The following is a 26,076-nucleotide window of genomic DNA, read 5'->3' as shown; positions in this document are numbered from 1 at the left end:
GCTCTCCTTGTGCCCGAAGTGTCCGTTTGTGTTGACTACGACTCTACCGACGTACGTCTTGATCGAGTTGCCGTTGGTAGAGCTTGCGGATGACGTCGTCGATTTCCGGCTCCACGACGGCGAGGTCGTGGACCTCCACCTGCCGCACCACCTGAGTGATCAACTGTGCCGCCGTCGTCTCCGCTCTCCTGAACGTGAGGTGGTGGCGCAGCCCGTTGGCCTCGCTGCGCACTGCCGTCACTCCTGGGACGTCCGGTGCCGGTCCCGGTTCCCTGAGGTCGATGACGAGCTCGCGGTCCGGGGTGACCTCCGCGCGCAGTTCCTCCAGCGGCCCGTCGGCGAGCACCCGGCCGTGGTCGATCACCATCAGCCGCGGGCACAGGCGTTCGATGTCGTCCAGGTCGTGCGTGGTGAGCAGCAGCGTCGTGCCTCGGCGGGTGTTGATGTCCGCGAGGAACTCCCTGAGGCGCTCCTTGGACTCCAGGTCCAGGCCGATCGTCGGCTCGTCCAGCACCAGGAGCTCGGGGGCGTGCAGCAGCGCGGCGGTGATCTCGCCGCGCATCCGCTGCCCCAGCGAGAGCTGCCGCACGGGCGTGGTCAGGAACTCCCGCAGCCCGAGGAGTTCGACGCACTCGTCGAGACGCCTGCGGTAGTCCTCCGCCGACACCCGGTAGATGGACCTGAGCAGGTCGAAGCTGTCCTGGAGCGGAAGGTCCCACCAGAGCTGGCTGCGCTGGCCGAACACGACGCCGATGCGCTTCGCGAGATCGCGCCGCTGCTTCGACGGGTCGACGTCGCCCACCCTGATGTGGCCGCTGGTCGGCACCAGGATCCCGGTCAGCATCTTGATCGTCGTGGACTTGCCGGCACCGTTCGGGCCGACGTACCCGACGGCCTCACCCGCGGCGACGTCGAACGTGACGCCGTCGACCGCCGTGACGGTCTTGTAGTTGCGGCGCAGGCCTTTGGACGTGGCTACCTTGAACTCCCTGCGGAGCTCCCTGACCTCGATCATGATCCCGTTCCCCGGTAGTGCCTGACCGCGAACCGCCACACGAACCCGGCGACTACCGCCGCCAGAACCGCGACGAGCGGTGATGTCCAGCCGACCCAGCCAGGAAGGCCGAGCGGGTCCTGCTTCCCGAGCAGCGCGAGGCTCGGGTAGTACGCGACGAACGCCCCCGGCACGATGAACGCCATCACCCAGCGCAGCGGGGCGGAGTACACGTTGACCGGGTACGAGGTGAAGGCGTTGCTGCCGTAGGTGAAGGCGTTGGCGAACTCGCGGCCCTCCACGATCCAGAAGCACACCGAGCACGTCACGACCCAGATCGCGCCGAAGATGACCGCGCCGGCCAGCGGCGTGAGGATGGTCAGCGCGACCTTCGCGGGCGTCCAGCCGATGCTGCTGTGCGCCAGCGCGTAGACCATCACCGCGATCGCGCCGACGATGCGCCCGACCCTGCGCAGGCGGACGTCCGAAACCATGATCTGCGGCAGCGTGCCGAGCGGCCGCATCAGCAGCACGTCGAAGGTGCCGGTGCGGATGTACGTCGGCAGGTTGTCGAGCTGCCCGGCGAAGAGGTCGGCGATGCCGAACGCGATGCCCGCGAACGCGTACATCAGCAGCACCTCGTTCTTGGCGAACCCGCCGAGAGCGCTGACGTGGCCGAACAGCACGAGGATGACGATCAGCTCGATCCACTGCGCCAGCACCTGCGTCAGGAGGTCGAGCGCGAACGACGCGCGGTAGGACATCTGGCTCCGCAGCCGCGCGCCGATGAGCCGGGGGTAGATGGTGTCAGCCACCCTGGACCACCACCTTGCGCACCGCGCGCTGGAGCGCGAGGTGACCGGCCGCGAGCAGCGCCACGGCCCAGAACACCTGGTGGAGCAGGGTTCGCAGCGGATCGCCGTGCCCGAGGAACACGTCGATCGGCGACTGCATCAACGCGGGGAACGGGGTCATCCACAGCACCTCGCGAGCCCACCCCGGGAAGAACGCGACAGGCACGGTGAGCCCGCACAGCAGGCCGGACGTGACGTTCCAGAACCCGTACAGCCCCCGGTTGTCGACCAGCCAGAACGCGCTGACGTCGATCAGGAACCGGCACGCGAAGCTGATGACCAGCGCGATGACCGCGCTGACCAGGAACAGCGGCCACTGCACCGCATCGGCCGGGAACTGGAACGGGAACAGCAGCATGCCGAACGCCATCGGCGGCGCGAGCCTGGTCAGGAACGCGTACCCGCCACGGCCGAGGTCCTGCGCGAGCAGAGCGCTCTGCAGGTGCCACGGCCGGTACAGGTCGACCACGACGTCACCGGATCGCACGCGCTCGGCGAGCTCGTTGGTCCCCCACAACAGGATGAACCCGAGCAGCCCCTGCCCGATCCAGACGTACGTGTTGGTGGCAGCGATGCCGTAGTCCGCGATCTCACCGTTCGCCGCTCGGAGAGCGGCGACGAGGACGGCGGCCCGCAGCAGGCCGAAGACCACGTTCGCGGTCATCCCGGCCAGCATCGCTTGTCGGTAGGTCGAATACCTTCGGAATCCAGCAATGATCAAATCGGCGTGAACACGCACGTCGGTCAACGTTAGTGACCGTCGCAAGTGGATTTGTTCAACTGCCGAACGCGCTGGTGACGACTTCCCCGGCTCCGGGCTGCGAGCCCAGGCAGAGGAAGTAGTTGCGGCTGCCGTCCTTGAAGCCGAGGGCCGTCATGTCCCAGCCGGAGGTGTCGACGGTCGGCCGCGAGTTCGCCTTCATCACCGCGGGCGTGCAGACGTCCTTCAGCTCGGGCGAGGCCATCAGCTCGTCGGAGTCGACCGCCGGGATCTCCCCGGAGAGCCAGCCGCCGGAGAACGCCTCCCAGTAGTGCAGGTCCGCACAGCTGCCGACCTTCCTGGCGACCGCGGGCATGCCGCCGATGTTCGTGACGCCGCGGAAGCAGGTCGACTTGTCGATGCAGAACCCGGCGTCGCACTTCTTGAGGTACGGCGGGATGTCCTCGGCGCCGCCCTGCTGGGTCGTCGACGGCCCAGCGCCCTGGGCGGTCGTCCGCTCCTTGTCGAACGGGTTCCACACGACCAGGCCCACCACGATCGCGACGACGAGCCCCGCCGCGCCGGCGACCAACGGCCACGCCCTGCGCTTGGGCGGGGGAGCGACCGGCACGGTCGGCATGCGCATCGGGTCGAGCAGCTCGTCCCGCAGCTGCGCGGCGCTCGGCGTGCGCAGGTTCGCGTCCGGGTGCAGAGCCCTCGCCAGCGCCTCGTGCAACGCGGGCGGCACCCCCGGCACCGCGGGCACGGGCCGGCGCAGGATCTCGCCGAGCTGGTCGAACGACGTGATCGGCCACGGCACCGGACGCGGCGGCTTGCCAGCGAGCAGCGTGTAGAGCGTCGCCGCGAGCGAGTAGACGTCGGCCTGCGGCGACGGCTCGGCCATCGCGAACGCCTCGGGCGGCGCGTAGCTGGGGCTCAGGGCGTCCCTGGTGACCGTGCTGCCGCCCTGCGCGTCGAGCAGCGCCGCGAGCCCGAAGTCGGCGAGCTTCGGCGTGCCGTAGCGGTCGACGAGGATGTTCGCGGGCTTGATGTCCCTGTGCAGCACGCCTTCCTGATGTGCCGCGGCGAGTGCGTCGGCGAGCTTGATGCCGAGGTCGCGCACCTGCTCGGGGTGCAACCGGCCCTGCCGGTCGAGCTGGTCGGCGAGCGACCCGCCCGTGCACAGCTCCATGACGATGTACGGCGTGCCGTGCCCGGTGATGTTCGCGTCGTGCACCCCGACGACGTGCGGATGACCCGACAGCTTGGCCGCCGCCTGCGCCTCGCGGAGGAACCGCCTCCGGTCCCGCTCGTCGACCAGGACCCGGTTGTCGATCTTCACGGCGACGTCGCGACCGAGTTGGGACTGGTGGGCGGTGTAGACGGTGGCGAACCCGCCCGCGCCCAACGGTCTCAGGTCGGTCAGGCCGGGAATGTGGGGTGCGGTCACGCGCGGCAGCTTAGTTCCGCACCCCGACAATCCCCGGTCTAGCCCGTGCAGTTCAGCGTTCCGCTCCTGAGCGCGTGACTGCTCGTGTTGTCGTCGTCCGACCAGAGAACGACCTTCTTGCCGTTGGTGCAGGTCGGCGAGATCGCGAAACCTTCGAGGTTCACGTTCGGCAGCGTCGACGGCCGGTTGTACGTCGCCGTGACCTTGAACCTGCCGCTGCTGATGGCGAGCGTCGTCGTGCGGCCGCTGCAGTGGTTGTCGCAGATGCTCCACAGCTTGGCGCCGTCGAACTCCAGGTCCATCACCTGGCTCTGACCACTCGCGAACCTGCTCAGCAACTTCGCGCCGGACTGCTGCAGGGCGTACACGTACACCTCACCGGTGGCCTCCAGCCCGACGAAGAACAACCCGCTGCCGTGGCCGGGGTACTCGGCCGGGTCGTAGGTCCTGCCGCTGTCGTCCTTGAAGCCGTTCCGCGTGAGGAACGAGTCCGGCACCCACGAGATGGCCTCCGGCCCGTCGTTGGGGTCGACCTCGGGCATGCCGCCGAGCTCCCACTCGGCGACCGCGTTGCTGCCGGCGCCGTACTCGAGGATCTTCGGCGCGCTCACGTCACCGTCGTCGTTGTCGCGCTCGACGGCCACGAAGAGCCCGTCCGGCGTGCTCACGACCCCTTCGGCATCGGGATCACCCTGCCCGTCCGCGAACCTGAGCGACCGCTTCTGGTCGACCTTCCACGTGCTCCCGCTCGGCACGAGCCGGTACAGCGTGGAGGGCCCGTTCCTGACCGCCCACACGACACCCGGACCCTCGAACGACACACCGCTCAGGTTCGTGCCGAAGATGTTCGTCCCGTCCGCGTACTTCGTGGCGGAGTCGCCCGGCCACGACGTCGCCGCCCCCGCCGGAAGCCCCGTCAACCCGAGCACGAGGACGATGAACACGCCGATCACCTTGATGCGCAACGCAAACGCCCCTTCTCCCACGAGGTGGCACACCTCGTGCGGACTGGCGGCGTACGTGCAGTGCACCAGACGACGGACGGCCTGGCTACTTCTTGGCGGCGGCCTTCGCGGCCTTCTTGAAGTCGCGAACCTCCAGCAACGACGCCTGGTCGCGCACGTCGGCGACGCTACGTCGGCTTCCTTCGTCCCCGTAGTGCCCAGCCGCCGCACGCCACCCCTCGGGCGTCACGCCGAACTGTTTGCCCAGAAGTGCAAGGAAGATCTTGGCCTTCTGCTCCCCGAACCCGGGCAACGCCTTGAGCCGCTTCAGCACCGCGGCCCCGTCCCCGTCGGCCCAGATCCGCGTGACGTCGCCGTCGTAGGTCTCGACGACGAACTGGGACAGCGCCTGCACCCGCTTGGCCATCGAGCCGGGGAACCGGTGCACGGCGGGCGGGGTGGCCATGATGGTGGCGAAGGCCTCGGGGTCGGCCTCGGCGATGCGGTGCACGTCCAGGCCGCCCATGCGGTCGGCGAGGACCTTGGGGCCGGAGAACGCCTTCTCCATCGGGATCTGCTGGTCGCAACACAGTCGCGAGTGTATGTTGGTAATGTTTGCGGCGCTTGCGCGATATAGGGGTTCATCTAGCCTGTTCCGCTTTGTGGCCCGACTTGGAGAACACGTGGGTGACCCGCGCAAGCCCGTGACATTGTCCCCGGTCGTGCAGGACTGGAATACGGAGCGGCACTCGGGTGCCGGGTGGCCACAGTTCCTCGAATCGGTGCGCATCGAAGGCCTGAGGGGATGGAAAAGTACTCTTGTTGAGTTCAGATTTCCGGTTGTCGCTATCGCTGGCGAGAACGGGGCGGGTAAAAGTACGGTACTGAAGGCAGCCGCAGCTGCATATGGGGCGCCGAAAGGTGTGCGCGACACTCTGGCTTTTTATCCAGACGACTTCTTTCCTAGCACTCCGTGGGAGAAGGTGGAAGGCGTCAAGCTTGGATACCAAGTCCGTCGTGGTGATGTTACGACCTCAATATCATTGAGTAAGAAGACGTCGCGTTGGCGCGGTATGCCGAATCGCCACCCTAGATCGGTATTCTTCCTGGATGTCAGTCGAACGCAGCCGATCAATACGCTCGTCGGGTATGGGAAGATCGCCAAAGAGCTAATCTTTCCAGGCGACGAGATTCCCTTCCTTGAGGAAGATCGAGCTCTTCTTTCTCGGATTATGAACAAGCCGTACACGAAGAGCGTGATGGCAACCTATGAGAACAAGCAGATCGGCGTTCTGACAACGCCGGAAGGCGAGTATTCTAACTTCCATCAAGGTGCTGGTGAAGACGCGACTGCCGACCTCGTTGCACTCCTGCGTTCTGTGCCAAAATACTCGCTTATTCTGATCGACGAAGTCGAGGCTTCTCTACATCCCAGGGCGCAGCGACGTCTGATGACCGAGCTCTTCGCCGTTGCTCGCGCCAATCGGGTTCAGTTCCTCCTGTCCACGCATTCACCGTATATTCTTGAGCAGCTTCCTGCGGAAGCTAGGGTTCACATTCAGCTTACTCGAAAAGGTGAAAGAAACGTCATCTACGGGGTGACGCCTGAGTTCTCGATGTCAATGATGGATGATGTCTATCATCCGGAGCTGACGCTCTACTGTGAAGACCTGGAGTCGGCGGTTTTGGTGGACGCGCTTATCGCGCATGAAGCTCCAGAGATTCGAAATAGGCTGTCGATTCTCCCTGTCGGTGCTGCTTCGACCGTGAAGACGCTAGGTGCACTCTCGGCTGATGACAAGCTTGGAACAAATGCGATGGGTGTTCTAGACGGCGAGCAAGGAGCTAGTCCAGGGTGTGTAGTTATTCCTGGTAAAGCCGCACCTGAGCGGGCCGTCTTCGCGTCAATGTCAGAAGATGCATGGGAAGCGGTTTCGCAAAGGCTTGGTGTTCGGGCAGGCGACTTGTTCGAGGCGGTCGATGATGCGGTCCAGATTGAAAACCATCACGCGTGGTCGCGGAAGGTAGCTGAAAGACTTGGGGCCAGAGTTCGAACGGACCGCGTATGGGAAGCATCTGCGGCCGTATGGGCTGACGTTGCGGTTGACGAAGCTGGGCGAAAAGAATTTGTCGAAAGTATTAAGGAGAGATTGGGTCAGGACTGACCCTTCTGGTTCTTAGCGGCAGCCTTTGCCTCCTTTTTGAAGTTTCGCACTTCGATTAGGCTTACGGGGTCGGAGACATCCGCGACACTTCGCCTTGAGTTCTGTTCGCCGTAGGCTCCGGCGGCCTCTCTCCAGCCTTCGGGCTTGATTCCAAGCTGCTTCCCGATCAATGCTAGGAAGATACGTGCTTTTTGATCGCCGAAGCCAGGCAGTGCCTTAAGGCGCTTTAGAACCTCTGGGCCGTCTGGGTTGTTCCGTGTCCAAATTGCATCAACGTTCCCGTCATAGTGCTCCACTAGGTACTTCGCCAAGTCCTGAAGTCGCTTAGCCATTGCGCCAGGAAAACGATGGATTGCTGGCTTGTTGGCGATGGTGGCGGCGAATTCTTCAGGGCTTGCTTCGGCGATGATATTGACGTCTAGTGCTCCCATCCGGTCGGCAATTTCCTTCGGTCCTTTGAAGGCTTTCTCCATTGGAATTTGTTGATCGAGCATCATGCCAAAAAGCAAGGCCAGTGTGCTATTAGATAGCAACGCGTCGGCTTCAGGATCTTGCGCAATGCGCAGCTGGGGACTCATGGCGGGAAGCATGCCACGACCGCCTCAGAGCTGCCTGACCCGTTGGCACGACGGCGCGAAGCGGTGGCGTGGCGTCGATCGCCGTGCCCAGCTCGATCAAACAGCCACGTCGGCGATCGTCACGATCTGGTGCGCATCGGTGGTCATCTTTTCGCTATTGCGCTGCCGCCAGTAGGCGCCCTCCCTGTCCGCGCCCCGTCCCGAGCACGGCCGGAGGCCGCGCGCAGCGGGCGGGGATGTGGACAGAAGAGGAGGGCGCCTGCGCTGGCGCAGCCAGCGCCTTGAACAGGGAGAAGAAACTCTGAACCACCGTCACGCAGCCGAGTCCGTGTCGGCCGGCCGCGCGACAGGCTTGTATCGGTGCTGCTCACGGATCAGCTCGGCCCAGGACTCCTCGCCTGAATTGGTGTAGCCGACACCGGCAACAGCCCAGTCACCGACACGAACGGTGTGCTGATCAGCCGGAAGCGGATCAAGCCCGGCAAGCTCGCGAGCAAGATCAGCGCGGAACCTCGCTCGATCACTGCGCATGCTCCCGAGCGTCGTGGAGTACCGACGGCTCTTGGTCGAGAAGTGCCCGCCGTACCCGAGCATGTGCGCCCACTCCCGAAGCTTCAGATACGCGTGGTCCTCGTGGCCGCCCAACTCCCAGCACGTCTCGATCATCCGGCGTGCATGGTCCGACAGACCGCGAACGCGGTGCAGGTGACCAACGCTCCTGATCTGCCGATCAACGGTCCCTGCGGATTCGGCTCCCTTGGTGGCGTACTTCGCGATGTACCGCGCCACCTTGGCGTCCGTCCAGCCATCCCCGTCGTGCCCGATAGGCCTGATGTCGAGCTGCTTGCCCCATCGGATCGTTGAGGAGAATCCTGGCACGCCAACTTTCGCCGCGCGGGCAGCGCTGTTGATCGCATCGCACAGCATCTCCGCATCCATACCGAACGGCGGCGGTTCGCCCGGACCGGACGGCCCGTCGAGCCGAATCACGGCGTGGAAGTGCACCAGGCCGCGCACCTGGTACTCGGCCACCTTCGCGTACTCGACCCGCAGGACCTTGGTGAGCTTCGAGCGCGAGACTCCCAACGCCTCGGCCAGGTGCCGGCGTAGGTACACGGCGAACGTGTGCCACAGCTCGCCAGCACGGTTGTTCCACAGCACCGCTCCCGTGTAGTCATAGCTGGCCGGATCAATCGCCTGCCCGAGTGCTGAGTCGTCTTCCTCGTGCTTGGCGCGGCAAGAGGGTCCTTCACGGCGCGGATGACACGGACGAACTGCACCGGAGGAGTCAATGACCCGAGCATGCACCGGCCCGAAGGACGGCGCGGTGAACGTGGCGAATACCCGAGGGTGCGACGCAACGGAGGTCGGGACGTCGCGACCTCCGGCAAGCCCTGACCTGATCAGGTAGAACGTGTCATCGGCGTAGACCTGCGAACACGCCTCGCACCGGCTCGCGCGTCGGTTGCCGCAGGCGGTCAGCAGGTACTCGTTCGGCTCGTCCCACGTCGAGTAGGTGCTGAGCACTTCGCCGGTCGCGGCGTCGACCGTGGCAGACGATCCGACCAGACGGATCGGCGCGGAGCAGCCGCGCGTGCTGGCGACCATCTCTTTCCAGCGGTGGAAGTCCTGCTTGTTGGCGGCACCCTTCGCCAACGACACGAACTCGGGTGGCAGGTCGATCTCGTGGCCGCTCATCACGCGGCCTCCTGCTGATGCTGGGCGGCTCGTTCGTCGGCGAGTCGAACGCCGAAGATCGCGTTGACACGCTGCCAGCGTTCTTCGCTCCAGGCGGGCACGGCTGCGGCTTGCTGCTCGGCCCACTCCCACATCTCGTCGGGCGATGGCCCCACAAGAAACACTCCCCTTCACGGTCGTGGAGCCACGACGCGTCAACACAGGCAGCGCGGGGATCTACCCCTACTTGTGTTTGTGAAAGGGAGTGTTTGTGTGGTGGTTGCGGTCTTCTGCGGCACCCCAGAGGGCATGGCCCTCGTGCTGCTCTCGTCAGGGGATGATGTGCCACTCCGCAGGCCGTAGCCTCAAGTTTGTTTGTATGTATAGGTTTCTGGCGCTTGTGTTGAGTTGTCGCACGTGTTCGCGAACTGCGTCGCGGCTCCGCTGCGGTCGATCAGACGGCCGTCAGGCGGCGGCCGGTGTTCGGTCAGTCGTCGTGTTCTGCGGCAAGGTGGCGTTGGATCGCTGCGACTGAATTGGAGAGCTCGTCAGCAACTCGGCGAGCTTGTTGGCGGGCTGTTCGCCGTCGCCACGCTGCCTGTAGGCCGCAGGCAACTGCGTACAGAACGACGCAAGCCCATACGACACACACGGCGACGACTTGAGCTGCTTCGGCGAAAGCGCTTGGCGCCGCACGGACTTGTTCGCTCGCGAACACGCCACCTGCGCCAGCAGCAAGACCACTAAGCAATAGCCGAGCGCCACCAGTTCCATCGTCCACCGGTTCACTCAGCACGCCCGACGAGTGTGCTCCAACGTGCCAGCTCGTCCTCGCTCACCGGCGCGAAGGTCTCGGACTCGGCGTTGCTGGCTGCCAGGTGCAACTCCTCGCACCTGGCCGCGAACTCGGTGGCCGCTTTCGCGAGACCCCACGCGAACTGAGCCGCGAGTTTCAGCCCGTCCGGGCCGTCCGGCGTCTGCACGGCAATCTGTGAGTCACCGATTGCGGCCAGCAGCGTCGGTGCGCCCGGCAGGTGCTCGACCACTGCTGAAAATGCTCCTTCCTCTGGTCGAGCGAGTACGTAGAACCCCATCTCTTGCCTCCTGTCGAGTCGTCCTGACACGACGATCGGCGCGCTGAAGCAATGAACCCACCACGTAGGTGGCTGAGATATCCAATCCGCTCATATCTGCACGTCAGCGGGTGCTCGCGTGATTACACTCGGGCTTGAACGCAGGTCAGGGGCGGTGATGAGCGCACGGGACACGCCTCGGCAATGCCGGGGATGCGGAACGCGGTTGGCGAGTGACAACCGCGCATTCCTGTGTGCGCCCTGCGTCCGTCGCGATGTTCAGGCTTCTCGTGCGCCTGCCAAGCCTGCCGAATTCTGGGACCGGCCGCGCCTCAGTGCTGCCCTGCGGTCAAGGCACTTCGGCCACGTGATCGAGGCCTACAGGAAGGAACATGATCCGGCGCTGACACAAGCCAAGATCGGGCGTTGGTTCGGGCTGACGCAGGGGCAGGTCAGTCGCCTGGAACGCACGGTCGAACCGCTTCGAGATCTGGGCAAGCTTGAGCAGTGGGCGTGGGCTCTTCGCATCCCTGAGGCCCTGCTGTGGTTCCAGTTCGAAGATGACGACATGCCGCCCTCCTCGGTGATGTCGGCCGAGTCCGGCTTTGGCTGGTTCAGCGCGCCGTCACCAGAGGCCGTTGAGCGGATCGTCGGAACGGCTGATGTCGAGACGCTGCGGGCCATGACGCGAACGTTCAGGCAGCTCGACAACCGCTTCGGCGGTGGGCACGCACGCGCGACGGTCAGCCACTACCTCGTTGGTGAAGCTGTGCCCCTGTTGCGTGGTGGTCGATTCCGGGACGGTGTGCGGCGTGAGCTGTTCGGAGCCGTCGCCGAACTCAACCAGCTCGCTGGCTGGATGGCGTACGACGTGGGCGACGCCAGCGCTGGGCGCAAGCATCTGCGGCAGGCTCTCCAACTTTGCCAGGACGTCGGTGACGACGCGCTTGCTGCCGAGATGCTGGCTGGCATGAGCCATCACGCGGCCTTCGTGCGCTCGCCTCTCGTGGCTGTCGACCTGGCCCGAGCTGCGCGGGACAACGCCGGCCGGACCGGCATCTCGCCGCTCATGGCGGAGTCCGCGGTGATGGAAGCTCATGGGCTCGCGTTGCGTCGCGATGCCAAGGGATGCCTTGCGGCGCTTGGGGATGCGGAAAACTCGTTCTCGTCGGCGGGCTCTGATGTGCCTGAGTGGCTGCGGTACTTCGATGCCGCGTACATGGCGGCGAAGTTCGCGCACTGCTTCCGGGATCTTGGTCGGCCTGATGAGGCTGAGCGGTTCGCTCGGCGGTCCTTGGAGATGACCGAGGGGTACGACCGAGGACGGCTGTTCAACACGGCTTTGCTCGCTTCGATCCTGGCCGATCAGCGGCGTGTGGAAGAGGCTTGCGCGGCGGGCACCAGTGCTCTGCGCATGGCGGGCAACATGCATTCGGTCCGGACTGTGGCCTACCTGGAGGACGTGGCTCGGCGTCTCCAGCCGTTCCGCGCAGAGCCTGCGGTCCAGGTGCTCTACGCGGAGATGGCGGCTGTTGGCATCGGGCTAGCCGAACGCGAGGACGTGCAGTAGACCGACCTGTGCGGCTGCCCCGATGATCTCGCCCTTGGCGATCATGTCTTTGATCGAGGACAACGGGATCCAGGCCACGCGTTCAGCTTCGTTGATGTCGGCCTGCTGGCCTGTGTCCTCCGCGCCTTCGGCGATGTAGATCAGGTTTTCGAAGTCGGCAGTACCGGTGAGAGGCTGGAAGGTCGTCAACAGCCTGACGTTGCGCGGCTTCCAGCCGGTCTCCTCGATCGCTTCGCGTTCCGCGCAAGCGGCAGGGTCCTCATTCGGATCGAGGTAGCCGCCGGGGAGTTCCCAGGTCCAGCGGTCCATGATCCACCGATGCCTGTAGATCATGAGTACATTCTCGTGCGCATCGTCGAGCACCAAGGCCATGACTGCCTTGGGCATACGCAACACCCACTGCTCAAAGTGGACACCGTCTGGCAGTTCGACGTGGGCGATGCTCACATGAAGCTTGCGAGTGTCGTCCACGAGTCGTTCTTCGTGGATTGTCCAACGGGTGTCTGCGCTGTCAGGTCCAGGAAGCACAATTGTAAGCCTACAGCATAGCTAGAGGCATGGTTTGTGCCTGATGTCTGTTAGGCGACGTCCGCATTGGGCAAAATTGCCGAAGCAATTTTCACTGCTATGTCGCGCACGGAATCGTTTGCTGTAGTGAATCCTGCAAGGTCCGGCAGAATCCCGCTGTACTCGGCAACATCCTCGAAGGTGACGTTGTGCAGCACTGGAATGAGAGTGTTCTTGTGTAGCAAGGCACCTAGCTCGCGCTGGGTCCAGAACCTGCCAGTGAGGTAAGCGGGTGTCAAGAGGGCAATGCCTGACTTGGCCCTTCGCAGACCTGAATCCATCTGGAGTGCCAGGCTCTTGCCAGGGATGATTGCAATTTCGTCAAACCAGACTGATGCGCCGAGTTCTGCGAGGTTTTCGCGAAGTTCTGTGGCTACCTGGGCACCGTCAATCCGTGCGTAGCTGAGGAACGCGTCGTATTCCCGGTTGTCCAGTCCTGCGACTGCTTCGTGAACTCGATCAACAAGCTGCCGTTCGTGGACGGTGTAGCGCACTGAGGGGCGACTGCTGCTCGCTTGCAGGCTTCGATTGATGTCTGCGACCACCTTCCTGTTGTGCTGTTCGGCGGCGCGGTTGTGCGCTGCGACCTTATGGTTGTAGTCGTCAACCACTTTCTGATTTTGCTGATCGATCCTCCGCGCCTCCTGTGTGATCTTGTTTTGGGCATGGCTGACCTTGCGCTTGAAGTCTTGTTCGGCCTTGCGCTGTGCGGCTCTAAGCTGCGCCTGGAACGCGCTCGCGTTGAACTTCTTGACCAACTTTGGCTCCTGGGATGTTCCGCCTGCATCTAACTGCCGACCAGTCTAGATCGCGGCACTGACAATTTTTCGCAGGCGTGAGAGTGCCGGCTGGAGCGGGCCGGGGGAATTGGTCCAACCAATAAAGTTAGGTAGCTTCACTAATCTTTCAGGATCGCCAAACGAGTTCGATCCGCTCCGGGTGGAATCCTCGACGTCCGTTGGCTGGGAGGACCAGGACGGCAGCTAGCGCTTCTTCTATGTATGCGCGTTTTTGGGCCAAGGGGTAGTCATCCCAGTCGGCGCGAATCGTTGCCAGGCTCGTGCCTGCCGTCGCTGTCTTCGCCAACCAGCGTTCGCGGTCAGCGAGTAGTTCACGCTCCTGCTGCTCAAGCTCGGGCAACATGGCGAAGTAGCGGTTGGCTGAGATCCGCCGTTCCTTGCGAGCTGTACTTAGTTCCCGCAGGTCCTCACGGACCTCGGCAAGCTCGGCCTCCTGCGCCCACGGCTCCGGCGTGCTCTGAGCTTCGCGGCGCTCAGCCTCTAGCTCGTACTTGCGGATCACTGCGGCCGTCACCCACGCATCGGTCTCCTGGCCTGGGATGCTGACGCCTCCGCCGCAACCGCCCTTGTTCCTGGCCTCGCAGGTGTAATAGAAGCGGTTGGGGTCCTTCACCCGCGATGCGTGTGCCTTCAGCGAGCGAAGCTTGCCGCCGCAGTCATCCTTGCCGCAGCGAAGCGTGCCGGTGAGCAAGTACGTGCGGGTGTTCTTGCCGCGTCCAGCGATCGCGTGGTTGCCGATCACTGCCGTGACCGCGTCCCAATCATCGACGGTCAAGATCGGTTCGAACTGACCGATGACCGGCTCTCCGGTGTCGTCGCGAACGATCTCGACGCGGAACGACTCCTTGCCGGTCTGCTGGTTGATCTCACGTACGTTCCTCGACCGGAATCCGCAGACCCGAGGGTTCCGAAAGACCGTCTTGACCGTCTGGTTGGTCCACTTGTTCCCCAACGGCGTGGTGACACCTCGGTCGTTCCAGTCATTGACGATCGACCCAAGGGGAGCGCCACGCAGGATCCGCTGTGCGGACTCGCGGATCAGCTCGGCCTCGGCCAGGTTTAGCGTGCGCTTGTCCTCGTTCCACCCGAACGGGCGGCGGCCTCCGGTCGGAATGCCGGCGAGCTCCAACGCGCGGTGCTTCCGACGCACGCGGCGGGCCGTATCAGCGGACTGCTTGTTGTTGGTGGCAACGACGATGCGGGCCACGGTCCGGCCGTTGTCGGTCAGCAAGTCAAGCGTGCCCGTGATGTCCATGATCGGACGCCGGAAGTGCTCCACGACCTCGATGGCGTCTTCAAGGTGCCGGTTGTCGCGGGTGAGCCGATCGATGTCGTAGACGACCAGGCCGTCCAGCCGCTCACCGTCTGGCGTAGTGCCGCGCTTCAGGTCGTTCAAAGCGCCTTCGAAGATCGGACGCACGACGCGGTAGGTGTATGAGCCGTCAGGGAGCTGCACGCGCTTGCGCTTCCAGGCAGAGGTGTCCGGCTCGATGTACGTGTGCACGTACTGACCCTTGCGGGACTCGACGTACGTGCGGCAGTCCTTCTCCTGTTCCTCGCGGCCCTTGATGTCCCTGCCGGACAAGGGGAAGCTGCGCACGTTCGCCTGCGGGTCGTCGTGGTTCAGCTCGAACGACAGGCGGACGAGACCGGCCAGGTTCAGGCCCTCGAAGTCGCCCCAGTGTGCGCGTTGGACGCGGTCGGATGGATCCATACGCTAGTCATACATCAAGCAGTGTGCTGGTCCAGCAGCATTCCTGTGAGCAGGGCGAACATGTCTGACGCGAGGAGTGCGTCCGCGTCGGGGTTCTGTGCGAGGCACACCGTGCGGGTCATGGCGGAAAGGATCTCATGACCGGCGGAAGATCGCCGGTGGCGGTCCTCGGTGCCGTTGTGGAGAAATAGTGGTGGCCGCCCGCAGAAATGTGCGGGCGGCCATTTCACGTGTACTTCAGATCATCAGATCCACTTGTAGAGCGTGAACAGCTGGTTCGGGTTGCCGTGGCAGTCCCACTGCAGGAATCCGGTGCCATTCGCGATGCCGCCGTTGTCGGTGTCGAGGCACTTGCCGGTGGCGCGGTTCTTGAACAGGATCGGACCGTCGTAGGTCGCCGGGTCGGCACCGGTGGGCAGCACGACCTCCCACTGCTGGTTCGCGCCGTTGTGGCAGTTCCACTGGATGACGTGCGAGCCGTTGGTGGGAGCGCTGCCGGACAGGTCGAGGCACTTGCCGGAGTTGGCGTTGATGAACATCGCGGTGCCGTACTGGCTGCCGGTGCCCGCGACCCAGACAGGGGCCCACTTCTGGTTGTTCGTGCCGTAGCAGTCGAACAGGATGGCGCGGGCGCCGTTGTCCAGCGAGTTCCAGGCGATGTCCGCGCAGCGGTCCACGGAGGCGCCGTAATTGACGTCGGTCGTCTTCGGGATGATCGCGGTCCAGATGGCCTCGCCCGCGGCGGCGATCTTGGCCTGGGCCTGCGTGCCCACGCCGGGCAGGTCGTACGGCTCGAACTTCGGTGCGGCCGAGGCCGGCGCGGCCACGATCGACAGCAGGGCGGCGCCCGCCGCAATGGCGACAGAAACTCTGCGAATGACGTTCTTCACTTCGAATCCCCCATGTGTGCGTGACTGAAAAAGTCCATGGGAGGGCGTCCCCCGACGCCGACTTGTCCCCCCAGGAACAATGCCAATCTTTCAGGCCGTCAGTCGCCAGTCAAGGGTCTTTTTGTCTTAATCGGACCGGAAGTTCGTGAAGGTCACAACGAGTTAGGCGCCGGCTACGCGGACTTCCGAGACCACTTGGCGCACGAGAACGCGCAATGCCTCGCGGTCGACGGTGGCCGGGTCGTCGGCCAGCCAGTCGCCGATCTCGCGGACGAACTGCTCGGGCGTCATCGGCGGCACCTCGAAGTCGAGGTCGTCGTCGCACGTGACCTCGCCGGCGCGGCTCGGGTAGACGAGCAGGGCGCCGCGGACCTCGAGCCACGGCAGCAGCTCGGCGAAGCGTTCGACGCCTTCGAGCAGCTGGGTGCCTCCGCCGCGGAACGGGTGGCCGTTGCGCCAGAGTTCGCCGTCCTCGTCGCAGTAGTAGTGGCCGGGGAGCCATGACTTCGACTCGATGAGGACCAGGCGGCGGCCGCAGAGCAGGGCGTGGTCGACGTCCGTGAAGACCGATCCGGGCCACGCGAGGCCGTGGAAGATGCGCACGCCCGGTAGCTGGGTCATGTACTCCGTGAGCAGTCCGGCGGTCAGCCGTTCGCGTCGGTTTTCACCCGGACGGCCGAAAATCGTGTTCCCGTCGTACTCACCGGCGAACGCCCGTTCGGCCCGCGCGACCGTCATGTAGCGGCGCACCAGCCGGAACGCCCCGTAACCGGCGGCCGCCACGAGGGGCAGCCAGACGGCGAGCAGCAGCGGCGACAAGGTCATCGTCAGCGGGAGGAGCAGGACGAACCACCCCCCGATCGCGGCTGCCGCGGGGGCGTGGCCGAGGCCGGTGGCGGGGACGTAGCGGACGCGCGCGCCGAGGTCGATGCGGTGCCACCACTCCATCGAACCGAGGTCGACACGGGGCCGCGGCGCCGTGTAGTTCGGGTCGTCGCCGAAGTCGCGCAGCCTGCCGGTGTGGCCTGTTCTGCGAGGTCGCGGCCGCGTCTGCGGTCGCGCCGCGGTGGGCGGCCGGGACGCCGGGCGGTCGTAGTCGGCCCGCCGGACCGGGTCCTTCAGCGTCTCGTAGGCCTCCTGGAGCAGGCGGAAGCCGCCGGACGTCCCACCCGCGTCGGGGTGCATGACCTTGGCGAGAGAGCGGTAGGCCGACTTGATCTCCGAGGCGCTGGCGCCCCGGTCGACACCGAGCAACTCGTAGTAGTCGATCCCTGGCACGACACCGTCCAGTTCGGGGTTGGTCCGTGAACCTTATTGGGTCCAACACTTTCGCAGGGCATACGGCCCGCACTTCCCCGACTAGTGTGGGTGGGGCGGTGGCGAAGGGGCCTGTAGCGCAGTGGTCGACGCGCCCTCCTGAACGGAGGAGGGAGAACGCCGGTTCGAATCCGGCCGGTCCCGCTCTCATGGGGATCCCCTGTTCGCCGATGGCGTCGTTCGCCGTGCTCGGCGACACCTTCGCGGGCCGGGGTTCTGCGATGCAGCGTCCTCTGTGGACGGTGTGACGGACACCTGGTGACGTGGGTGCGTTGTGGTGCCGGGCCTCGGCTTGTGCGGCGACGGAACGCAGATGGCACGACGGGGGTGAAGTGGCGCAAGATGTCCGGGTGGAAGCGCTCGAACGCCTGCGCCGCCTCTGTCTCGCGCTGCCAGAGGTGACCGAACGCCTGAGCCACGGCGAGCCGACCTGGTTCGTCCGCGGCAAGAAGACCTTCGTGACGTCCGCCGACCACCACCACGACGACCGCAGGGCGTTCTGGTGCGCGGCGGGCCCCGGGGTGCAGGAGACCCTCGTCGCGCAGGACCCCGAGAACTACTTCCGCCCGCCCTACGTCGGTCATCGCGGCTGGCTCGGCGTGTACCTCGACGTCCCCGTCGACTGGGACGTCGTCGCCGATCTCGTCGAGGACGCCTATCGGGTGATCGCCCCGAAGACGCTGGTCGCGCAACTCGACGCTTCGAGTTGCCGACCCGACTGACCTGTCGCAGTCTTCGGCGCATGGCGACCTGTGACGTCTGTGGCAACGAGTACTGGATGGCCTTCGAGGTGCGCACCGTCGGCGGGGGTGTGCACACGTTCGACAGCTTCGAGTGCGCGATCCAACGGCTCGCGCCGCGCTGCGAGCACTGCGACTGCCGCGTGATCGGGCACGGCGTGGAGGTGGAGGGCAAGTTCTTCTGCTGCGCCCACTGCGCGCGCCAGGGTTCGGCCGACCTGGGTGCGATGATCCGCGACACCGTCGGCGCTCATCCCGGTTAACGCAGGACGAGGTCCAGGCTGAGCGGCACGGGCGGCGGCAGGGCGTCCGTGCCCGCTCGGAACGACTCCAGCAGGTACGCGACGAGGCGCTGGGACGCGGCCACCGCGGCCTCCGCCGGCAGGCTGGACAGCCCGCTGTTGGCCACGAGCACCAGCGTCAGGTCGTGCGGCGAGAAGTCGGCCCGCAGGTGCCCGCTGTCCTTCGCCCGTTGCACCAGTGCGCCGAAGTTGCGCCACGTCCGGTCGCGCGCCTCGGCGTGCAGGTCGGGGAACGACGCCGTGAACGCGGCGGTGAATCCGCGGTCGCAGGCCTGCAGCAGGCAGACCTTCTCGATCACCGTGCGGAGCCCGCGCCACGCGTCCGGGTCCTGCAGCGCGTCGTCGATGACGCTCTGGCAGACAGCGAACTGCTCGGCGAAGGCCTCCATGACCAGCGATTCCTTGGTCGGGAAGCGCCGGTACAGCGTGGCGACGCCCACGCCTGCCCTGCGTGCGATCGCGGCCATCGGCACGTCGAGCCCGCGCTCGGCGAACAGTTCGCGGGCGACGGTGAGCACGCGCGCCCGGTTCTCCCGCGCATCGGCTCGCATCTGAGACGGTTCAGCGGTCACTTCTTCTCACTTCGCCTCAAGTGGACGGGGGTCTCCACTTAGCAGGCTACGGTCAAATCCATGAGGGTTCAGGGACCGGTTGTGCGCAGGGTCAACAAGTGGGTCGTCGGACTGCGGGACGCTCCGCTCGTGGGGAAGCTCGTGCGCAAGGGGCTCACGATCGTGACGTACACGGGACGGCGGTCCGGTCGCACGATCAGCACACCCGTCGGCTACCGGCGCAAAGGCGAGGTCGTCGAGATCCGCGTGATGATGCCGGACGCGAAGGTGTGGTGGCGGAACTTCGAGGGCGAGGGCGGTCCGCTGACGCTTGAGCTGGACGGCACGAAGAAGACCGGACACGCGACTTCGCACCGTGACGACAAGGGTCGTGTCACGGTGCGAGTGCGGCTGTAGAAGCCTTACGCGGCAAGGCGCCGGCGCTCCAGGAACGCCGCCACCAGGTAGGCGCCGCCACCCAGCACGGCCAGCGTGCCGAAGAAGCCGGCTCCGGGGACGAACAGCGTCGCGGCCGCGACCAGCATGAGCCAGGTGCCCAGGTTGTGGTGCAGGGCGTTGCCGCGGATCGCGCCCTCGGCGATGTAGATCAGGCCGACGACGATGGTCGCGCCGGCGGGCCACAGCACGGTCTGCAGCTCCGGCTCGTCGAACACCGTGCTCAGGCCGGTGACCGCCAACGCCAGCGCGGTGAAACCGCTGATCCAGGCCGTGCCGACCAGCTTCTCGGCTCGTCGCCGCGCATCCGACGCGGCTTTCTGGGCGCGCAGCGACGCGGTCATGGCGAAGATCGTGCCGGCGACGAGACCGGTGGCGAGCAGGCCGATCGGCAGCCACGCCGGCATCAGGACCGCGCCGGACCTGGAGAGCATGGCGGCGCCGTGGCCGAAGACGTAACCGAACGCGAAACCCAGGTAGGCGGCGCGGTTGTCGACCTCGGTGGACGCGACGGTGGTGGCGCGAAGAGCGGTGGCGTTCATGGCGGGGACTCCCGGGAGGTCAGATGAGTGAGGTGATCAGACGTGGTGCGATGACGGCGAACTGGGACGAGCGGCGGATCGCCGTGTGCTGGTCGGCGAGGCCGTGCAGGCCCAGCCAGAACGTCATGGCGCGATCGGGGTCCGCGAGGACCCGCGTGAACAGCCGCAGCGCCTGCGAGGAGAGATCGGCCGCACCGAACATCACGCGGTAGCGGCGGGGATGAGCGACGGCGAAGTCCAGGTAGGCGAGGCCTGCCGCGTGGGCGTCGGGTGCGCCGAGCACGACGGCTTCGAGTTCGCGGAAGGCCTCGTGGCACACGGCCAGCAAGATCGACGGCACGTCGGGGAACTGCTGGTAGATCGACGAGGTGGGCACGTCCGCCTCGCGGGACACGGCCCGCAGCGTCACGGCGCGGTCCCGGTCGACCAGGGCGGTCGCCGCCGTCACGATCGCCTGGCGGCAGCCCGGTCTGCTCACGGCTCCGGGACGATGACGACCTTGCCCAGCACGGTCCGCGACTCGGCCAGCGCCAGTGCGGCACCTGCCTCCGACAACGGGATGCGCGCGGCGATCTGCGGCGTCAGCACGCCCTGTCCGAGCAGTGCGAGCACCTGCGTGAGGTCCTCGGCGAGGCGGGCGCGGAACGAGGCGGGGCGGAAGCGCTTGCCGGCCCAGAAGTTGTAGAAGCCCGCGCGCTTGCCGTTGAGCAGCGCATTCCACACCAGCAGCTGTCCGAAGAGCTTGAGCACCGGCAGCATCGCGTTGCCCGGCTCGTCCTTGGTCGCGGCCGTACCGTAGTTGACCAGCGCGCCGCCGCGGCGCAGCAGCTTCCAGGACTCATGCAGGCCGGGACCGCCGACGTGGTCGAACACGGCGTCCACGCCTTCGGGCGCCAGTTCGCGGATGCGGGCGTACATGTCCGGGTCGCGGTAGTCGACGGGGATCGCGCCGAGTTCGCGCACGGCGTCGTGGTGGCGGGCGGAGGCCGTGCCGATGACCTTGATGCCGGCGTGGCGGGCGAGCTGCACCAACGTCGAGCCGACGCCGCCGTTCGCGCCCAGCACGACGATCGTGTCTCCGCGCCCGACCTTCGCCGTGCGGTACATCATCTGCCACGCCGTGACGCCGTTGACGACGACGGTCTCGGCGGCGGCCGCGTCCACGCCGTCCGGCACGGGCACCAGGTCCGCCGCCTCGACGATCAGGTGGCTCGCCCACGCGCCGATCTTGGTGACCGCTGCGAACCGGTGTCCCCGCAGGTCGCGGTCGACGCCGGGCCCCGTCCCGACCACGGTGCCGACGACGTCGTAGCCGGGCACGAACGGGAACGCGGGCTGGTCGAAGTACTTGCCCAGGCGCATCTGCTGCTCGGCGAACGAGACGCCCGTGGCGTCCATCCGCAGGACGACCTGGCCCTGGCCCGGCGCGGGCAGGTCGCGGACCTGGACGTGCAGGCCGTCGGGCTCGACCACACCGGGCAGGACGATCTCGGTGGCGCGGGTGGTGGCGGTCGTGGCGTTCATCGTGGCTCCTCGGTCTCGGCTGTGCTTACGGACATAAGCTAACGCCCGTAAGTCTAAGACCGCAAGGCCTAACACCCATAAACTTTCAGGTGTATGGTTACGCTCGTGACGAACACGGAACCGCGCAGGCGCAACCGCAGAGGCGAAGGCGGGAAGCTGCGGGACGAGATCATCGCCGCGGCCGTCGCGCTGCTGGACGAGGGCGGCGACGAACGCGCGGTCACGCTGCGCTCGGTCGCCCGCAAGGCGGGGATCGCGGCACCGTCGATCTACGCGCACTTCGCGGACCAGCCGTCGATCATGCTGGCCGTGGTGCGGCGGGAGATGGACGCGCTCACGGCCACCCTGCGCGAGGCCGGCGACAACGCGGAGCCGGACGCGCGCGCACGGCTCTTCGCGGTGTGCAACGCCTACCTGGACTTCGCCGAGCTGCACCCGCAGCGCTACCGGATCATGTTCGGCGGCCTGTGGACGCCGTCGGTCGAGGACACCTCGATCACCGACGCCGACCTCGACTCACTCGGCGCGGAGGCGTTCGGGCTGCTCGTCGACGTGCTGGGCGCGTGCGTCGAGGAGGGGATCGCGCACGGCAGCGACGACCTGTTCGGCGACGCGGTGGCGTTGTGGCTCGGGCTGCACGGCCTCGCCCACCAGCGGGCCGTAGTGCGCAAGATGCCCGGACCGGCCGACGTCGGCGACCGGCTGATCAAGGCACTCGCGCACCTCAAGTGACCTAGGGTGCCTCGAAGAGGGTCGACACCGACTCGCCGACGTTGATCCGCCGCATCGCCTCGGCCATCGCCGGCGCGATCGACAGCACCTCCAGCTTCGGCACGGACTTCTCCTCCGGGATCGGCACGGTGTTCGTCGCGACGATCTCCAGCACGTCGTCGAACGCCTGCAGCCGGTCCAGTGCACCGGCGGAGAACAGCCCGTGGGTGCAGGCGACCCGGATCGACCCGGCGCCGCGCTCCCGCAGCTTGTCCAGCAGCTCGATCACCGTCGAGCCCTTGGCGATCTCGTCGTCCAGCACGATCACGTCCCGCCCGGCCACCTCGCCGATGACTGTCTGGATCTGCACCTTGTCGTCGGCGAACCGCTGCTTGGCGCCGGCCGCGACCGGCAGCCCCAGGATCCGGGCGAAGTGCGCGGCCTCCTTGGCGTTCCCGAGGTCCGGTGACACCACGACGGTGTTCGAGAGGTCGTACCGGGAGAAGTGCGCGGCGAGTTCGCGCAGGGCGTGCAGGTGGTCGACGGGCACCGAGAAGAACCCGTGCACCTGCGGCGAGTGCAACGTCATCGCCAGCACCCGGGACGCGCCTGCGGCGACCATCAGGTCGGCGACCAGGCGGCCGCCGATCGAGATCCGCGGTGCGTCCTTCTTGTCCGAACGCGCGTAGGCGTAGTGCGGCAGGACGACGGTCGTGCGCGCGGCCGAAGCGCCCCGCGCGGCGTCGAGCATCAGCAGGAGTTCGACGAGGTGTTCCTGCACCGGCGGGACCAGCGGCTGGATCAGGAACACGTCCCGCTCACGGCAGTTCGCCTGCAGCTGCACTTCCAGGCAGTCGTTGGCGAACCGCGTCAGCCGGCTGGGGGAGAGCTCGACGCCGAGGTGGCCGCAGATCTCGGCGGCGAGGGAGGGATGGGCAGAACCACTGAAGACAGCGATGTCACGCACATCCGCAAAACTAGTCGATGACCAGCACCAACTTGCCGTCGCGGAAGAACGGCGTCAGGTTGCCGCGCGTGTCGACCGTGTGCGTGCCTCGCGGGAAAACGGCTTCTATGGCCGTGAACGCGAGGATGTCCGACACCCCGTGACGGCCGCGCAACGACCGTTGGCCCTGGTATCGCAGAGCGCGCCCCTCGCGGCGGTACTGATGGGCCTCGGCAGCAGTGGAGGCGCCTGCACGAAGCGCCTCCGGGCCTACCAGGCGTCCCGAGGACGCACTGCGTACGGCGACGCCGAAACCTTGTGCGACGAGTGAGCTCACCACCGCGTCGGACGGGGGGACCGGCAGGAGGAAGGACATCGCGTAGTGGGCGTCGACCTCGTGCACCGCGACCGTTCGGGCCGTGGTCAGCACCGTGTCGTGCAGCTCCAGCGCGATCTTCTCCGCTTCCCAGCGGTTTTCATAGCCGGCGTCGATGCCGACGAAGGTGCTGGTCACCTGACCTCCACGAAGATCGGGTTGGTGTAGCACCACAGGTCCTCCCACGGGTTCGCGGCTCCGGGTGTGTCCGCCTGGGGCTCGAACGCGCCGCGGTTGCCGTCGGTTCCGCGCAACCGGAGGAAAAATGGCTCCCGGACGTTGCGGAACGTGTGCGTGAAGACCGCATAGTGCCAGCGCGGCTCGTAGGATCGCTCGACCTTCACATGTGGCGTGGCCAACGTTTCAGATGATGATCGTCCGGTAACCGCACCTTTGATGAGGTCCAAACGGCGCAACCTGGGGATGAATCCGGCGCTGTTCGGCCGGGTCGCCAGACGCGCCTTGACCAGCACGGTCACGTCCGAGCCGCGGCGGACGCGCAACCGCCCGCCCATGGTCTGCGTTCCCCCGGATGCCCAAACATCGAATCGAAGATCATCGACGAGGCCGCCGTGGGAGACCCACGCCCGGCCTGCCCTCAGTCCCTCCATCACGGCGCCGCGCGTGCGGCGGGTGGCACCGACGACGGTCCGGGAGAACTCGCCGGGGAAGAAGTCGACGTAGGGCGGGGCGACCTGCGGCGGGCCGGAGTCGACGGGGTCGAGGTGCTTGCCCGTGAGGTCGAACTGGTTGCCCGGCTCCGGCACGCGGACGATCGTGTCGCGCGAGTTGAAGTGCGAGTCGGAGTTCGACGTGATCCACCAGCCGAGGCCCTCGGCGAGCAGCGAGTCCCAGACGCCGCCGACCTTCGCCGTCATCCAGTCGAAGCCGCCGTAGGTCCGGTAGGCCTCGGGCGGGTAGGGCGCGTACGAGTTCGAGCCGGGGCTGTTCGCGTATCCGCCGCGATGCCCGCCGGGACCGCGCAACGGGTCACCGTCGCCCTGTGCTCCGGGTGCGCCCTCCATGCCGACAACGATGTCGGGTGCCAGGTCGCGCAGTGCGCGCAGCTCGTGGGGCGCCACCCGGCCGTTGCGCATCGGGTGGTTCACGAACACCAGCGCGGACTTCATGGTGCCGTTGCGGATCTTCGTCTGCAGGAACCGGATCGCGTCGAGCGCCTTCTTCTCGTTGGCGGGGCTGGACGCCTCGGCGCCGTTCAGCCGCCAGTCGAACTGCCGCTCGAAGTCGCGCAGCACGCCGGCCTCGTCGAGGCAGTCCTCGAAGAACAACGTCGCGTGCTCGGCGCCGGGGACGTTCCACTCCATGCCGTGCCACAGCAGCAGCTGCGGGAACTTCCGCTGGGCGCGCCGGAGGTCGGCCGCCGTCGCCTCGACCGAATGCGCCTCGTGCGACGCGTGGCCGTGGTCGGTGATCACGAGCCAGTCCGTGCCGTGCCGCAACGCACCGCGGATCTGCTGCTCGACGGTGTACATGCCGTCGTACGAGTACTGCGTGTGCGCGTGGTGGTCCCCGGAAAGCCACTGGTAGCGCTTGGTGGTCGCGAACGCGGTACCGGTGCCCAGCGCTCCCGCCACACCCAGCACGCCCGCCCCCTGCAGGAAGCGTCTGCGAGCTACTTCGGACATGGCTGAACCTCCACGCGACGGGTCGGGGTCCGTGGAGGTTAGGCCGATCGGGTGTGGTGCAGGTGGCCGCCGGATGACCAGCGGTGGAACTAGACCGGAAGGAGATCCACCCAGTCCAGGAACGGCAGGGCGCCGGTTCCCTGCAACGCGGCGAGCCCCAGCCAGATCGACAGGATCGTCACGATCGGCCCCACGATGGCCATCTCCACCACGCCGCCGGTCTTCATCCGCATGATCTTCGGCGGCGCGACCGGGTACCACGTCTTGCCCATGATGGGGATCGGCCACAGGATCGGGCACCCCTGCTCGGTGATCGCGTCACCGATGTAGTGCGCGAAACAGCCGACGCCGACCGCGATCCCGCACGCCGCGGCGGACGCGTCCGTCTGCGAGGTCCACGCGATCATCGCCCAGGTGATCCCCGCCGACACCGCGGTGATCAGCAGCGCGTCCTGCTTGGGGCACCAGTCGTTCATGATGCCGCGCACCGCGAGACCGGCGAACACGAACATGAGCACCGGCAGCGCCCACTTCTGGCTGTTCTGGATGACCGCGGCGGTGAAGACCGCGGAGAACAACGCGAAGACGAGCGTGTGGGTGAGACCGCGATGTCCGCCGTCCCGCTTGGAGTCCCTCTTCAGGCGCGTCGTCCGGTAGACGAAGCTGCTCAGCGCGTTGATGCCCGCGGACAGCCCGCTGCTCAGTGCTCCGAACGTGCGCGAGATGGTCGAACCGGGGTGGTCGAGGTCGGGCAGAAGTGCCGCGCCGGTGGCGAGAACCGCACCGACGGCCCAGCTCTGCGGCGAGAGCTGTCCGATCGGGTGATTCGGCGCGAGTGCGGTGACAGCGCTCCAGGCGAGCAGTCCACTCATCGCATGTGTTGGCCCAGTTGACACTTACGTCCCTTCTAGTGATCACCCGATGGTGAAAACAGTAGTCGCAGGTATCAGGCGCCCGAGCCGGAACTCCATATGTCCGGACAACCATCT

The 26,076-nt window shown here is 66.3% G+C and carries 30 protein-coding genes and 1 pseudogene; 7 read left to right on the top strand and 24 right to left on the bottom strand.

Annotation, left to right across the window (positions count from 1 at the left end; translation table 11 throughout):
• Positions 1–43: 43 nt before the first annotated feature.
• The 6 genes from ORI60_RS20675 to ORI60_RS20650 all read right to left on the bottom strand — a co-directional run bounded on the left by ORI60_RS20675 (position 44) and on the right by ORI60_RS20650 (position 5,555).
• Positions 44–1,015: an ABC transporter ATP-binding protein gene (locus ORI60_RS20675; protein WP_266039330.1), complete on the bottom strand. Its 972-nt coding sequence runs from the start codon at positions 1,013–1,015 to the stop codon at positions 44–46.
• A complete protein-coding gene (locus tag ORI60_RS20670; protein ID WP_266039328.1) occupies positions 1,012–1,809 on the bottom strand; it encodes an ABC transporter permease in 798 nt (265 codons plus the stop codon). Before ORI60_RS20670 ends, ORI60_RS20675 begins: the two co-directional genes overlap by 4 nt.
• Positions 1,802–2,512 (bottom strand): ABC transporter permease, encoded by a 711-nt coding sequence (locus tag ORI60_RS20665; protein ID WP_266039326.1) that lies wholly within the window; start codon positions 2,510–2,512, stop codon positions 1,802–1,804. The genes ORI60_RS20670 and ORI60_RS20665 overlap by 8 nt, the downstream gene beginning before the upstream one ends.
• A gap of 112 nt (positions 2,513–2,624) precedes the next feature.
• Positions 2,625–3,998 carry a serine/threonine-protein kinase gene (locus tag ORI60_RS20660; RefSeq protein ID WP_266039324.1) on the bottom strand — a complete coding sequence of 458 codons (1,374 nt, stop codon included), beginning with the start codon at positions 3,996–3,998 and terminating at the stop codon, positions 2,625–2,627.
• A gap of 38 nt (positions 3,999–4,036) precedes the next feature.
• Positions 4,037–5,029, bottom strand: coding sequence for an esterase-like activity of phytase family protein (locus tag ORI60_RS20655; protein WP_266039322.1), 993 nt, complete (start codon positions 5,027–5,029; stop codon positions 4,037–4,039).
• 19 nt (positions 5,030–5,048) lie between these two features.
• Complete coding sequence (locus tag ORI60_RS20650) at positions 5,049–5,555, bottom strand: HhH-GPD-type base excision DNA repair protein (protein WP_416234482.1); 507 nt, start codon at positions 5,553–5,555, stop codon at positions 5,049–5,051.
• A gap of 70 nt (positions 5,556–5,625) precedes the next feature.
• On the opposite strand from ORI60_RS20650, the gene ORI60_RS20645 reads away from it, so the two are divergent.
• Positions 5,626–7,107 carry an ATP-dependent nuclease gene (locus ORI60_RS20645; protein WP_266039320.1) on the top strand — a complete coding sequence of 494 codons (1,482 nt, stop codon included), beginning with the start codon at positions 5,626–5,628 and terminating at the stop codon, positions 7,105–7,107.
• On the opposite strand, the gene ORI60_RS20640 is transcribed toward ORI60_RS20645, so the two are convergent.
• The 5 genes from ORI60_RS20640 to ORI60_RS20620 all read right to left on the bottom strand — a co-directional run bounded on the left by ORI60_RS20640 (position 7,098) and on the right by ORI60_RS20620 (position 10,408).
• Entirely contained in the window at positions 7,098–7,685 is a 588-nt protein-coding gene (locus tag ORI60_RS20640) for an HhH-GPD-type base excision DNA repair protein (RefSeq protein ID WP_266039318.1), read from the bottom strand. The genes ORI60_RS20645 and ORI60_RS20640 overlap by 10 nt on opposite strands.
• 312 nt (positions 7,686–7,997) lie before the next feature.
• Positions 7,998–9,383, bottom strand: a complete 1,386-nt coding sequence (locus ORI60_RS20635; protein ID WP_266039316.1) for a replication initiator — start codon at positions 9,381–9,383, stop codon at positions 7,998–8,000.
• A complete protein-coding gene (locus ORI60_RS20630) occupies positions 9,383–9,538 on the bottom strand; it encodes a hypothetical protein (RefSeq protein ID WP_167972756.1) in 156 nt (51 codons plus the stop codon). Before ORI60_RS20630 ends, ORI60_RS20635 begins: the two co-directional genes overlap by 1 nt.
• Positions 9,539–9,827: 289 nt before the next feature.
• Complete coding sequence (locus tag ORI60_RS20625; protein WP_266039312.1) at positions 9,828–10,136, bottom strand: hypothetical protein; 309 nt, start codon at positions 10,134–10,136, stop codon at positions 9,828–9,830.
• An 11-nt stretch (positions 10,137–10,147) separates the two neighbouring features.
• Positions 10,148–10,408 carry a hypothetical protein gene (locus ORI60_RS20620; protein WP_266039311.1) on the bottom strand — a complete coding sequence of 87 codons (261 nt, stop codon included), beginning with the start codon at positions 10,406–10,408 and terminating at the stop codon, positions 10,148–10,150.
• A gap of 394 nt (positions 10,409–10,802) precedes the next feature.
• Here ORI60_RS20620 and ORI60_RS20615 point away from each other — a divergent pair, with 394 nt between their 5' ends.
• On the top strand, positions 10,803–12,005 hold the full coding sequence (locus tag ORI60_RS20615) for an XRE family transcriptional regulator (RefSeq protein ID WP_266039310.1): 1,203 nt from the start codon (positions 10,803–10,805) through the stop codon (positions 12,003–12,005).
• Here the strand turns inward: ORI60_RS20615 and ORI60_RS20610 are convergent.
• The 5 genes from ORI60_RS20610 to ORI60_RS20590 all read right to left on the bottom strand — a co-directional run bounded on the left by ORI60_RS20610 (position 11,979) and on the right by ORI60_RS20590 (position 17,254).
• A complete protein-coding gene (locus ORI60_RS20610; RefSeq protein ID WP_266039309.1) occupies positions 11,979–12,476 on the bottom strand; it encodes an NUDIX hydrolase in 498 nt (165 codons plus the stop codon). The genes ORI60_RS20615 and ORI60_RS20610 overlap by 27 nt on opposite strands.
• A gap of 107 nt (positions 12,477–12,583) precedes the next feature.
• Positions 12,584–13,330: a toll/interleukin-1 receptor domain-containing protein gene (locus ORI60_RS20605; RefSeq protein WP_266039307.1), complete on the bottom strand. Its 747-nt coding sequence runs from the start codon at positions 13,328–13,330 to the stop codon at positions 12,584–12,586.
• 148 nt (positions 13,331–13,478) lie between these two features.
• The gene (locus tag ORI60_RS20600; RefSeq protein ID WP_266039306.1) at positions 13,479–15,086 is read right to left on the bottom strand and encodes a recombinase family protein; all 1,608 of its coding nucleotides are present in this window, start codon (positions 15,084–15,086) and stop codon (positions 13,479–13,481) included.
• A gap of 245 nt (positions 15,087–15,331) precedes the next feature.
• Entirely contained in the window at positions 15,332–15,976 is a 645-nt protein-coding gene (locus ORI60_RS20595; RefSeq protein WP_266039305.1) for an RICIN domain-containing protein, read from the bottom strand.
• A gap of 162 nt (positions 15,977–16,138) precedes the next feature.
• On the bottom strand, positions 16,139–17,254 hold the full coding sequence (locus ORI60_RS20590; protein ID WP_266039304.1) for a J domain-containing protein: 1,116 nt from the start codon (positions 17,252–17,254) through the stop codon (positions 16,139–16,141).
• Between the two features lie 106 nt (positions 17,255–17,360).
• Here ORI60_RS20590 and ORI60_RS20585 point away from each other — a divergent pair.
• The 3 genes and pseudogenes from ORI60_RS20585 (at position 17,361) to ORI60_RS20575 (ending at position 18,296) form a co-directional block, all read left to right on the top strand.
• Positions 17,361–17,437, top strand: a pseudogene (locus ORI60_RS20585).
• Positions 17,438–17,643: 206 nt separating this feature from the next.
• Positions 17,644–18,015, top strand: coding sequence for an MmcQ/YjbR family DNA-binding protein (locus ORI60_RS20580; protein ID WP_266039303.1), 372 nt, complete (start codon positions 17,644–17,646; stop codon positions 18,013–18,015).
• 20 nt (positions 18,016–18,035) lie between these two features.
• A complete protein-coding gene (locus tag ORI60_RS20575) occupies positions 18,036–18,296 on the top strand; it encodes a Prokaryotic metallothionein (protein ID WP_266039301.1) in 261 nt (86 codons plus the stop codon).
• Here ORI60_RS20575 and ORI60_RS20570 read toward each other — a convergent pair.
• A complete protein-coding gene (locus tag ORI60_RS20570) occupies positions 18,293–18,886 on the bottom strand; it encodes a TetR/AcrR family transcriptional regulator (RefSeq protein WP_266039299.1) in 594 nt (197 codons plus the stop codon). The genes ORI60_RS20575 and ORI60_RS20570 overlap by 4 nt on opposite strands.
• Positions 18,887–18,967: 81 nt before the next feature.
• Here ORI60_RS20570 and ORI60_RS20565 point away from each other — a divergent pair, with 81 nt between their 5' ends.
• Positions 18,968–19,303 carry a nitroreductase/quinone reductase family protein gene (locus ORI60_RS20565; RefSeq protein WP_266039298.1) on the top strand — a complete coding sequence of 112 codons (336 nt, stop codon included), beginning with the start codon at positions 18,968–18,970 and terminating at the stop codon, positions 19,301–19,303.
• 5 nt (positions 19,304–19,308) lie between these two features.
• Here ORI60_RS20565 and ORI60_RS20560 read toward each other — a convergent pair whose 3' ends face one another.
• The 3 genes from ORI60_RS20560 to ORI60_RS20550 are packed head-to-tail and all read right to left on the bottom strand — an operon-like array spanning position 19,309 to position 21,408.
• On the bottom strand, positions 19,309–19,884 hold the full coding sequence (locus ORI60_RS20560) for an ABC transporter permease (RefSeq protein WP_266039297.1): 576 nt from the start codon (positions 19,882–19,884) through the stop codon (positions 19,309–19,311).
• Positions 19,885–19,903: 19 nt separating this feature from the next.
• A complete protein-coding gene (locus ORI60_RS20555; protein WP_266039296.1) occupies positions 19,904–20,362 on the bottom strand; it encodes a TetR/AcrR family transcriptional regulator in 459 nt (152 codons plus the stop codon).
• Positions 20,359–21,408: a medium chain dehydrogenase/reductase family protein gene (locus ORI60_RS20550; RefSeq protein WP_266039295.1), complete on the bottom strand. Its 1,050-nt coding sequence runs from the start codon at positions 21,406–21,408 to the stop codon at positions 20,359–20,361. The genes ORI60_RS20555 and ORI60_RS20550 overlap by 4 nt, the downstream gene beginning before the upstream one ends.
• A gap of 105 nt (positions 21,409–21,513) precedes the next feature.
• Between ORI60_RS20550 and ORI60_RS20545 the strand changes: the two genes are divergently transcribed.
• Complete coding sequence (locus ORI60_RS20545) at positions 21,514–22,140, top strand: TetR/AcrR family transcriptional regulator (protein ID WP_266039294.1); 627 nt, start codon at positions 21,514–21,516, stop codon at positions 22,138–22,140.
• A 1-nt stretch (position 22,141) separates the two neighbouring features.
• Here the strand turns inward: ORI60_RS20545 and ORI60_RS20540 are convergent, their stop codons facing one another.
• The 4 genes from ORI60_RS20540 to ORI60_RS20525 form a co-directional block, all read right to left on the bottom strand.
• Positions 22,142–23,086 (bottom strand): ribose-phosphate diphosphokinase, encoded by a 945-nt coding sequence (locus ORI60_RS20540; protein ID WP_266039292.1) that lies wholly within the window; start codon positions 23,084–23,086, stop codon positions 22,142–22,144.
• A 10-nt stretch (positions 23,087–23,096) separates the two neighbouring features.
• Positions 23,097–23,579 (bottom strand): hypothetical protein, encoded by a 483-nt coding sequence (locus ORI60_RS20535; RefSeq protein ID WP_266039291.1) that lies wholly within the window; start codon positions 23,577–23,579, stop codon positions 23,097–23,099.
• A complete protein-coding gene (locus ORI60_RS20530; protein WP_266039290.1) occupies positions 23,576–25,087 on the bottom strand; it encodes a PHP domain-containing protein in 1,512 nt (503 codons plus the stop codon). The genes ORI60_RS20535 and ORI60_RS20530 overlap by 4 nt, the downstream gene beginning before the upstream one ends.
• An 89-nt stretch (positions 25,088–25,176) precedes the next feature.
• Positions 25,177–25,983 carry a metal-dependent hydrolase gene (locus ORI60_RS20525; RefSeq protein WP_266039289.1) on the bottom strand — a complete coding sequence of 269 codons (807 nt, stop codon included), beginning with the start codon at positions 25,981–25,983 and terminating at the stop codon, positions 25,177–25,179.
• Positions 25,984–26,076: the final 93 nt, after the last annotated feature.

It is taken from the genome of Lentzea sp. NEAU-D7 (assembly GCF_026242055.1).
Classification (GTDB): Bacteria; Actinomycetota; Actinomycetes; order Mycobacteriales; family Pseudonocardiaceae; genus Lentzea.
Note: the sequence above shows the minus strand (reverse complement) of the source record. Positions and strands in the feature narration are given on the sequence as shown.

Bases quoted from the DNA above. Each gene is read 5' to 3' on its own strand.
- ORI60_RS20675 (WP_266039330.1), bottom strand. From the start codon at position 1,015: ATGATCGAGGTCAGGGAGCTCCGCAGGGAGTTCAAGGTAGCCACGTCC.
- ORI60_RS20665 (WP_266039326.1), bottom strand. From the start codon at position 2,512: ATGACCGCGAACGTGGTCTTCGGCCTGCTGCGGGCCGCCGTCCTCGTC.
- ORI60_RS20640 (WP_266039318.1), bottom strand. From the start codon at position 7,685: ATGAGTCCCCAGCTGCGCATTGCGCAAGATCCTGAAGCCGACGCGTTG.
- ORI60_RS20635 (WP_266039316.1), bottom strand. From the start codon at position 9,383: ATGAGCGGCCACGAGATCGACCTGCCACCCGAGTTCGTGTCGTTGGCG.
- ORI60_RS20625 (WP_266039312.1), bottom strand. From the start codon at position 10,136: ATGGAACTGGTGGCGCTCGGCTATTGCTTAGTGGTCTTGCTGCTGGCG.
- ORI60_RS20600 (WP_266039306.1), bottom strand. From the start codon at position 15,086: ATGGATCCATCCGACCGCGTCCAACGCGCACACTGGGGCGACTTCGAG.
- ORI60_RS20575 (WP_266039301.1), top strand. From the start codon at position 18,036: ATGGCGACCTGTGACGTCTGTGGCAACGAGTACTGGATGGCCTTCGAG.
- ORI60_RS20570 (WP_266039299.1), bottom strand. From the start codon at position 18,886: ATGCGAGCCGATGCGCGGGAGAACCGGGCGCGCGTGCTCACCGTCGCC.
- ORI60_RS20565 (WP_266039298.1), top strand. From the start codon at position 18,968: ATGAGGGTTCAGGGACCGGTTGTGCGCAGGGTCAACAAGTGGGTCGTC.
- ORI60_RS20560 (WP_266039297.1), bottom strand. From the start codon at position 19,884: ATGAACGCCACCGCTCTTCGCGCCACCACCGTCGCGTCCACCGAGGTC.
- ORI60_RS20550 (WP_266039295.1), bottom strand. From the start codon at position 21,408: ATGAACGCCACGACCGCCACCACCCGCGCCACCGAGATCGTCCTGCCC.
- ORI60_RS20530 (WP_266039290.1), bottom strand. From the start codon at position 25,087: ATGTCCGAAGTAGCTCGCAGACGCTTCCTGCAGGGGGCGGGCGTGCTG.